This window comes from Streptomyces sp. NPDC088706 (assembly GCF_044752765.1).
Lineage (GTDB): Bacteria > Actinomycetota > Actinomycetes > Streptomycetales > Streptomycetaceae > Streptomyces.
In genome coordinates, this window is the sequence record NZ_JBIVLW010000049.1 from 1 (window position 1) to 1,092 (window position 1,092).

General features: G+C 65.9%; 1 protein-coding gene. It reads left to right on the forward strand.

Annotated features, from left to right (window positions below):
• The first annotated feature begins 56 nt into the window (after positions 1-56).
• Positions 57-1,091, forward strand: a complete 1,035-nt coding sequence (locus ACIQAK_RS33005; RefSeq protein ID WP_366392983.1) for a magnesium and cobalt transport protein CorA — start codon at positions 57-59, stop codon at positions 1,089-1,091.
• Position 1,092 lies beyond the last annotated feature (1 nt).

Below are 1,092 nucleotides of genomic sequence, written 5' to 3' on the forward strand. Positions count from 1 at the left end.
GCCCGCCGGCCGGGTAGGTTGCAGCCCGATACGTGAACGAGCGGAACGAGGAATTTGTGGCACATCGGGGCGTGGAGAAGGAGGGGGATCTGCCGTCGGCAACGGTGGACTGTGCTCTGTACGAGGACGGGCACCGCATCCCGGGGCAGGTAAGCCTGGGCAAGATCATGCAGCGGATAGATGCGGAGGCCGGCCGTTTCGCGTGGATCGGCCTGTACGAGCCCAGCGCGGAACAGCTGCACGAAGTCGCCGAAGCCTTCGGCCTTCACCCGCTCGCCGTCGAGGACGCGGTCAACGCGCATCAGCGTCCCAAGCTGGAACGCTACGGGGACATGCTGTTCCTGGTGCTGAAGACGATCGTGTACGTCGACCACGAAAAGGTCACCGCGACCAGCGAGATCGTGGACACCGGCGAGATCATGGTTTTCGCCGGGCCCGGCTACGCGATCACCGTCCGCCACGGCAGCGCCCCGCCGCTCGACGATCTCCGCCGACAGCTCCAGGAAGACCCGCAGCAGCTGGGCGGCGGCCCCGCCGCCATCTTGCACGCGGTTGCGGACATGGTCGTCGACCGCTACGTCGACGTCGCCGACGCCTTTGCCGGGGACGTCGACACCCTGGAAGCCGAGGTCTTTTCCCCCGACACTCCGGTCGACGCCGGGCGCATCTACCAGCTCAAGCGGGAGCTCCTGGAGTTCAAGCGAGCTGTCATGCCGTTCACCAGCGCCCTGCAGCGTCTCAGTGAAGGCACCGTCCCTGGAATCCCGCCCAAGGTGGCCACGTACTTCCGGGACGTGGCCGACCACCACCAGCGGGTCAGCGAACAGATCCTGTCCTTCGACGAACTGGTAAGCGGCATGCTCACCGCCAGCATCGCCCAGCTCGGTGTCCAGCAGAACGCCGACATGCGCCGCATCAGCGCCTGGGCCGCCCTCATCGCCGTACCCACCCTGATCGTCGGCGTGTACGGCATGAACTTCGACCACATGCCCGAGCTCAAGTCCCCTTACGGCTACCCCGCCGTCTGGCTACTCATCATCACCGTGTGCACCGTGATCTACCGCACGCTACGCCGCAACAAGTGGCTCTAGA